Annotated in this window: 8 protein-coding genes; all 8 read right to left on the bottom strand. The window is 44.1% G+C overall.

What is annotated here, in order from left to right:
• On the bottom strand, positions 1 to 656 hold a 656-nt coding region (locus ACEW8S_RS00280), incomplete at its 3' end, for an ABC transporter permease (protein ID WP_373516196.1).
• 355 nt (positions 657 to 1,011) lie between these two features.
• On the bottom strand, positions 1,012 to 1,134 hold the full coding sequence (locus tag ACEW8S_RS00275; RefSeq protein ID WP_373516195.1) for a hypothetical protein: 123 nt from the start codon (positions 1,132 to 1,134) through the stop codon (positions 1,012 to 1,014).
• Positions 1,127 to 1,336 (bottom strand): hypothetical protein, encoded by a 210-nt coding sequence (locus ACEW8S_RS00270; protein WP_373516194.1) that lies wholly within the window; start codon positions 1,334 to 1,336, stop codon positions 1,127 to 1,129. Before ACEW8S_RS00270 ends, ACEW8S_RS00275 begins: the two co-directional genes overlap by 8 nt.
• 170 nt (positions 1,337 to 1,506) lie before the next feature.
• Entirely contained in the window at positions 1,507 to 2,007 is a 501-nt protein-coding gene (locus ACEW8S_RS00265) for an ABC transporter permease (protein ID WP_373516193.1), read from the bottom strand.
• A 134-nt stretch (positions 2,008 to 2,141) separates the two neighbouring features.
• A complete protein-coding gene (locus ACEW8S_RS00260; RefSeq protein WP_373516192.1) occupies positions 2,142 to 3,695 on the bottom strand; it encodes an ABC transporter permease in 1,554 nt (517 codons plus the stop codon).
• A 45-nt stretch (positions 3,696 to 3,740) separates the two neighbouring features.
• Positions 3,741 to 3,860, bottom strand: coding sequence for an ABC transporter permease (locus ACEW8S_RS00255; RefSeq protein ID WP_373516191.1), 120 nt, complete (start codon positions 3,858 to 3,860; stop codon positions 3,741 to 3,743).
• Between the two features lie 35 nt (positions 3,861 to 3,895).
• Positions 3,896 to 6,307, bottom strand: coding sequence for an ABC transporter permease (locus ACEW8S_RS00250; RefSeq protein ID WP_373516190.1), 2,412 nt, complete (start codon positions 6,305 to 6,307; stop codon positions 3,896 to 3,898).
• 22 nt (positions 6,308 to 6,329) lie between these two features.
• Positions 6,330 to 7,283: ABC transporter permease (locus tag ACEW8S_RS00245; RefSeq protein ID WP_373516189.1), on the bottom strand; the 954-nt coding region annotated here is incomplete at its 5' end.

Below are 7,283 nucleotides of genomic sequence, written 5' to 3'. Positions count from 1 at the left end.
AAATAGCTTGGGGTAAAACTATTGTCCCAACCGGAATTCGCTGTAAAACTCGGGTTATCCTTCAACAATTCGTTGGATAGTACGACACCCAAACGAAACGAAGAATATGGACTGATAGGCTCAAAAACACCCGTAACGGTCACGTGCAAGGAATCATCTGCTATTAAGGTCTCCCCTACGGGGTTCTTTTCCCCGAAAATCTTTTGGCTCACCCTATCCGTTAAGATAATGGAATATTTCTTCTTGAGGGCCGTCTTTGAATCCCCGTATTTTAGGGGCAACGAGAATACCTCAAAAAAATCGGTGTCCACATAGTCGTTCCGTTCCTGCAGTTCTGATTCGCCGTGTTCCAACCACATATTTCCCCACCCATGCACATGGGTGCCCGCAATAACCTCTGGAGACGATTTTATGATTTCATCCAATAAGGGAAACACATTGTCATTGAAACTATGGCCGTTAGTCCGTGTCGTTTTCAAGTAATAAATGTGCTCTTGACCTTCTAAATTCGAATCTGCAGTATAATAGGCGTATACGGAGAAAATCAAGGTCAGTACGCTCCCGATCCCGATGCTCAGTCCAAGAAGGTTCAGCAGGGAGAGCAACCTGTTTTTCCAGAGGTTGCGGAGGGATAGTTTTAGGTGGTTTCTTAGCATGATGTTTATAATCTTTGAATTATATCAAGACTATTTTCATGCCATCTTTTCAACTACCTTATTATTAGTGTTTTACGAGATATTTGATTTAAACAATATTGTTGTTGTGTAAAATATTTTTACAGGCACTGTACAATATATTGACACTCTGCTTAAGCCGATCCGATACAAATTTTTTCACATCGTTCAGCGCAAAGAAATCCACTTCGTACTCATCCAACGGGAGCATTACATTTCACTGTGATTTAGTGACGTATAGCTTTCGGCGGCCATTATATTTTGTTCGAAGATAAGCCCTAAAAATTGGGGTTTATCTCTAAGTAACATATAAAGGAATCAACTTGGTGATTTTTTCTTAAGGCCGGGGCGGTTCTTTTTTGCGGGTCTGCCGCCCATTGATCAGGATTTGGCCAATATTACTGTTCAGGTTCATAATCGCGCTGAAAAGAATATTAGAATCGACGATGATTTTATCCATCGAGTCCAGTTTCTTTTTTGAATTTGTCCAATCTGCCCTTTTTGGCCTCTTTTAACAGCAGGTCCAGATTTTTTTCTGTGGCCTTTGATTTTGAGGTAAGTTCCTCATATCTCAAATAGTCCAAAATGGATTGAATCTTGGAGGCTTTGTTACCAGCGGAAAATCTTACTAGGATTTCGTTGTTCTGTCTTTCGACTATCATCTTTTTTATTTCAAATTTAGCGAATATTTCTCAAATGAGGTCATAGGGTTGCCCACGGCTTTTTCCGATTTTTTTGGTTTGGTTCAACTTTCTATTCTAGACACAAGGAGGCCTCTTGTGTCGGCAACACACTTCGACAAGCTCAGTGCACCGACATGCAGATACTTTTATCACTCCGCCCGCAAACTCTTCACCGGGTTCGCACTCGCCGCCTTCACCGCCTGAAAGCTTACTGTTAAAAGCGCAATACAGATTGCGGCAAGACCGGCAAGGGCAAACACCCACCAGTTGATCTCGATGCGATAGGCAAAACTTTCCAGCCAACGATGCATCCCCCACCATGCGAAGGGTATGGCCAATACTATGGAGACCAACACCAATCGCATGAAGTCTTTCGACAGTAACTGCACGATTCCCGTAACGCTGGATCCCAGCACCTTGCGTACACCAATTTCTTTCCGGCGTTGCTCCGCGGTATAGGCAGAAAGACCGAACAAGCCCAGACAGGAAATGATGATGGCTAACAAGGCAAAGATTTGAGAAAGGCTGCCCACCAGTTTTTCATTTTTGAACATGGCGTTAAAGGCATCGTCCACAAATTCATATTCAAAGGGAAACGCAGGATTGTATTTTTTCATAACCTCTTCAATAGCGGCCAGGGTTTTGGGCACTGCAAAACCAGGTTTGGCCCTTACATACATGAAATTTGCATAGTCAGGATTGTTGAAAAACAATACAGGTTCACTTTTGCCGTACATATCACCGTACAAATAATCCTGTACAACTCCGATAACGGTGCGAGTTCTTACCCCCGACTAATCGTCTTGCCCACAGCACTTCGAGCACCCATCATTTTGGCTAGGGACTGTGAAATCATGACATTGGAACTATCCGAAGCGACGTTTTCGCCAAAGCCCCTACCATCAACGATTTTCATGCCCGCAGTTTCCAAAAAATTAGAACTGATGTGTCTAAAGGAAATAAGTACATCTTCTGTATTTGTGCCGCCTTGCCATTCAAAACCTGAACCATCGTTACCACTGGAAAGTATTTCGGAATTGTTAAGTGCTACGTTTTCAATCATGCCCGAAGCAATCATGTCCTGTTTAATAGGGTTGAAATTTTTAACCATATCACCATTTACATTCATTTTGATGAGATTCTCTTTTTGATATCCCATATCCCGGCTTTTTACATGCCGCACCTGCTGGTAAACGATAATGGTGCTGATGATAAATATGATGGAAACGCCAAATTGGGCTACTACCAGTCCTTTTCGAATCAGGGTTGCAGTACCATCTTTGGTGTTTACACCCTTTATTATTTCAACGGGTTTGAACGAGGATAAATAAAGAGCCGGATACCACCCCGCAAGCAGTCCGCAAATGAGGGTAATACCCAACAGGGGTAGTACATGTAGCGGGTCAAATAACCGAAGTTCAATCTGTTTTTCCACAATAACGTTGAACTGTGGCAAAAGCATTATTAGCAAGAGGATACTAACCGTTGCTGCAATAGATGCGGTAATCATGGCCTCGGCCATAAATTGAGAAATCAAACTTTTTCTACCGGACCCCAGTACTTTTCGCACTCCTACTTCTCTGGCCCGTTTTTCGCTTCTTGCGGTGGATAGGTTCATGAAATTGATACAGGCAATCAATAGGATGATTAGAGCGATAAGCGTAAACAGGCGTACATAGGTGATTTGACCCCCTACTTTTTTCCCTCCTTCAAATTTGGATCGTAGGTGCCAATCTTTCATAGGATGCAAAAAAGCGTACGTTTGGGCCTGCTCGATCTTTGAAGGAATCATTTTTCGCACTTTGGCCTCTACTTCATCAAAGTCCGCTCCGGGAGCCAATTCTACAAAGGTGTCCGTAAAATTACTGCCATATTCCTGCATCCATTCCACACCTGAAGAATAGCGCTCAAACGGAGCCAGCCAGTCGAAACCGAAGCTTACGTTCCGGGGCAAATTTTTAACAACTCCGGTAATAACATAGTTATCGGTATTGTCTACCCGGAGCACCTTATTCAAAACGGGGGTGTTGCTTCCGAATAGATCCGATACGGTTTTTTGCGTCAACACTATGGCATCCGGGCGGTCAAAGGCAGTTTTTCCATTTCCTTCCACAAACTGGAGACTGAATATTTCAAAAAAATCGGCATTGGCATATCTTCCCCTTCTATTGACAGCATTATCGTCTTCCGTAAAAAGCAAGTTTTGGGGAGATGTTGCTGCCGACCTTACAATCTCGGGTATTTCAGCTTTTAAGTCTCGGGCCAAAAGCATCGGTGTTGAATAGAACGTACGCCATTCCCCTTCATAATTTTGATTGGTCGGCACATAATAAACCACATCTTGTTTGGGAAAAACGCTATCAAAATTTACTTCGTCCTCGACCTAAAGCAAAATCAGGCTGGCACAGGTTATACCAATGGCGAGCCCAAAAATATTGAGGGCACTGTAGCCTTTGTTCTTCCATAGGCTTCGCCAAGCGATTTTTAGATAGTTTTTTAGCATGTTTCTGGTTTTTTATTTTTTTCACTCCCCCTTTTTCACTCCGTCCGCAAACTTTTCACCGGGTTGGCCAAAGCCGACTTTAGCGACTGAAAACCTACCGTAAAGATGGTAATAATCAAGGCAAAACCACCTGCCAGCAAGAATACCCACCACTGAACATCGATGCGATATGTATAGGCTTCCAACCAGCGATTCATAAAGTAATAGGCCACCGGGGTCGCTATTACAAAAGCGACAAGTACCAGTTTTAGAAAGTCTTTGGTCAGTAACCGTACTACCGAACCGATACTCGCCCCCAACACCTTTCGGATACCGATTTCCTTTTTCTTTTGCTCTGCGACATACGATATCAGACCGAAGAGGCCGAGGCAACTGATGAGAATGGCGATGATGGTGAACACCATGGAAATATTTCCCAGGCGTTTTTCCTCCTCATACATTTTACCTACCTCCCGATCCATAAAAGCATAGGTAAAGGGCACGTTGGTCACCGTCGATTTCCAGATTTGTTCCAATTGCCCTAAAAGTTGTTCGTAGTTGGTATTTTCAGTACGGAGTACCATCCAATTAAGACGGCTTGATTTGTAGAGTACCAAAGGCTCGATCGCGGTTTTGAAATCGGCGAAGTGAAAATCTTCGGCTACGCCCACAATCTCGAATTCCATGGTTTCATCCCCTCGGGTATTCAAAATTTTTGTGCCCAATGCATTTTCAGGATCGATATCAAGGTATTTTAAAACGGATTCGTTTACGACTATCTGCATCTCGTCGCCTTCGCGAAGTTCCCGGCCCTTCAACATATGGATTTTCATGGTTTTGAAATAATCCTCGCTTATGGCGTTGTTCTGTATGTTAATGGCCTTTTCAGGATCTTTTCCCGGGAGGTAGAGGTTGAAATCGTTTAACACCCTTTCCGCTGGGGAATAACGGAATCTGGCAACGTCCGACACTCCGGATACTCCTAAAAACTGTGATTTGAGGGCCTCGTAATTATCGGTTACCGCGCTGCTGCCCATGCGCACATTGATCAGATTTTCTTTGTTGAAGCCCAAATCCTTGTGCTGTGTATAATTGAACTGTTGGGTGATGATGATTACCGCAGCGACAAGGCCGATGGATACTACAAATTGAAAAACTACCAACGCTTTTCGGAACGTTCCGCTTCCCGATTGCAGGCTGATAGCTCCTTTCAATACTTTTACCGGTTTTATGGAGGATAGCACCAACGCAGGATAGATACCGGCTACAAAGCCTGTGAAGATGCCCAAACCAAGGATTATCAATAAAATTTGGAGGTTGAAAAGGTCGGTATATACTAGAGCGCTTTGAGTCAATTTATTTATCGGCCCTAAAAGCAACAGGGTTATTGGAATGCTGATCAGCACGGCAAAGAAGGAAAGTAATACCGACTCCCCTAAAAACTGCCGCACCAGTGCATTTTTTCCAGCGCCGACCACTTTCCGTACCCCAATTTCTTTGGCACGTTTGTTTGCACGGGCCGTACTGAGATTGATAAAATTGATACAGGCTACCAGTTGGATAAAATAGGCCAAAGTCAACAGAAAATACAGATATTCGATACTTGAGACCTTATCCAATTGAAATTTTATGTCTTTGGAATAGAGATGTATTCCCGTTACTTTTTCAAGGAAGATTTTTTTATCCGCAACCGACTCCCCGCCATGGGATCTTAAAAATTCCGGAAGTTTCGACTGTAGCCCCACAGCATTCGTACCAGGCACCAAACTCACATAGGTATATACATAATTGTTGGTCCTAAAGTTGTCCATGGTCCTCACGAACTCTCCTATGCCCGGCGTGTTCATACTGACAAAGTAATTGGGGTTTAGGTGCGATTTTCCAAAAGTCTCGTCAAAAACACCGGTAACCGTTAAGGTTTCCGCCTCTTCCCCGGCGCCCCATTCCATCGTTTGATTCAAGCATTTTTCATTACCAAATAGCTTTTTGGCCAATGCAGCGGAAAGCACTACGGTGTTGGGCGCGTTCAAGGCGGTTTTCGTTGTGCCCTCTAGAAATTTATAGCTGAATACCTTGAAAACCGTAGAATCGGCCAAATAACATCTAGGTTCATAATACCCATCTTCGCTTCCCGTAGCACGGACCGGCTTAATCCCGAATCCGTCGTTGCGTACGATACGACTGGCTTCGGTAACCTCGGGAAAATCCGCTTTCATGGCGGGGCCGGTCGGGGGGCCAGTGGCAGCGGAGATAAAATCATCTTGCCCCGACCTTTCAATAACCGTGCGTACCCGATAAATAGACTCGGCATTCTCATGCTGCTGATCGTAACCGAATTGAGCAAAAACATAGAGCAGTATAGTCAGACAGCTAACCGTTCCCACGGTCAGTCCCAAAAGGTTGATGATGGTCTGCTGCTTGTTTTTTGTCAGGTTTCGCCAAGCGATTTTTAGATAGTTCCTAAACATGGTTCCCATTTTTTAATTTCGTTTATTCAGTCCTAAGGCTTTTTACCGGATTGGCCAGAGCCGCTTTTATGGCATGAAAGCTGACCGTCAGCATCGCAATTACTAACGTTGAGGCTCCAGCCAAAGCAAACACCCACCATTCGATATCGATACGATAGGCGAAGTCCTGTAACCAAGCGTCCATAACGAACCAGGCCACGGGCGTTGCGATTAAGAACGCTATACCTATTAGTTTTAAAAATTCTTTGGATATCAGGTTTACGATACCGAATACGGACGAACCGATGACCTTACGGATTCCGATTTCACGTTTTCTTTGGAGGGTACTGTAGGCGGCCAATCCCAATAGGCCAAGACAGGAGATTAAGATTGCCAGAAATGCAAAGGCTAGGAAAAGGTTGCCGAAACGCTCTTGTGCCCTGTACTGGCGATCGAAAGCTTCATCCAAAAAATAATAATTGAAGGTGTCGTTCGGTAGGATAGCTTCCCACTTTTCCTGTATCGCGGCAAGCGTGCCTTGAACATCATCCGGGCGAATTTTAACGGCCAATAAATCCGCCTTCGGGGTTCCGAACGCCAAGGTCATCGGCTTGATGTTTTCTTTGAGTGATTTGAAATGGAAATCCTTGACCACACCAATGATTTGTCCTTCTTTGCCCCACTGCGAGAATTTTGCTCCCAAGGCTTCTGATGGACTGCTGTATCCGAAAAATTTAACAGTCTGTTCGTTTACGATCATCGCTTCCGTTGAATCGGTCGCGAAATCCCGGGAAAAATCCCTTCCGGCGATAATATCCAGACCAAATTGGGACACAAAATCATAATCCACAAAATAGGCATCGAGATTGGACACCTGATCATCGCCCATATTGTTTTCTATAATGGAATAGGCCGAGTTGTTTGAGATTCCAGGAACACTAGATGAAAGTCCGGTCGAGACCACGCCCGGTAGTTTTTTCAAATCTTCTTTTAGCAC

This window comes from Pricia sp. (assembly GCF_041745955.1).
Taxonomy (GTDB): Bacteria; Bacteroidota; Bacteroidia; order Flavobacteriales; family Flavobacteriaceae; genus Pricia.
Note: the sequence above shows the minus strand (reverse complement) of the source record. Positions and strands in the feature narration are given on the sequence as shown.

Bases quoted from the DNA above. Each gene is read 5' to 3' on its own strand.
- ACEW8S_RS00255 (WP_373516191.1), bottom strand. From the start codon at position 3,860: ATGCTAAAAAACTATCTAAAAATCGCTTGGCGAAGCCTATGGAAGAAC.
- ACEW8S_RS00250 (WP_373516190.1), bottom strand. From the start codon at position 6,307: ATGTTTAGGAACTATCTAAAAATCGCTTGGCGAAACCTGACAAAAAAC.
- ACEW8S_RS00275 (WP_373516195.1), bottom strand. From the start codon at position 1,134: ATGGATAAAATCATCGTCGATTCTAATATTCTTTTCAGCGCGATTATG.
- ACEW8S_RS00270 (WP_373516194.1), bottom strand. From the start codon at position 1,336: ATGATAGTCGAAAGACAGAACAACGAAATCCTAGTAAGATTTTCCGCT.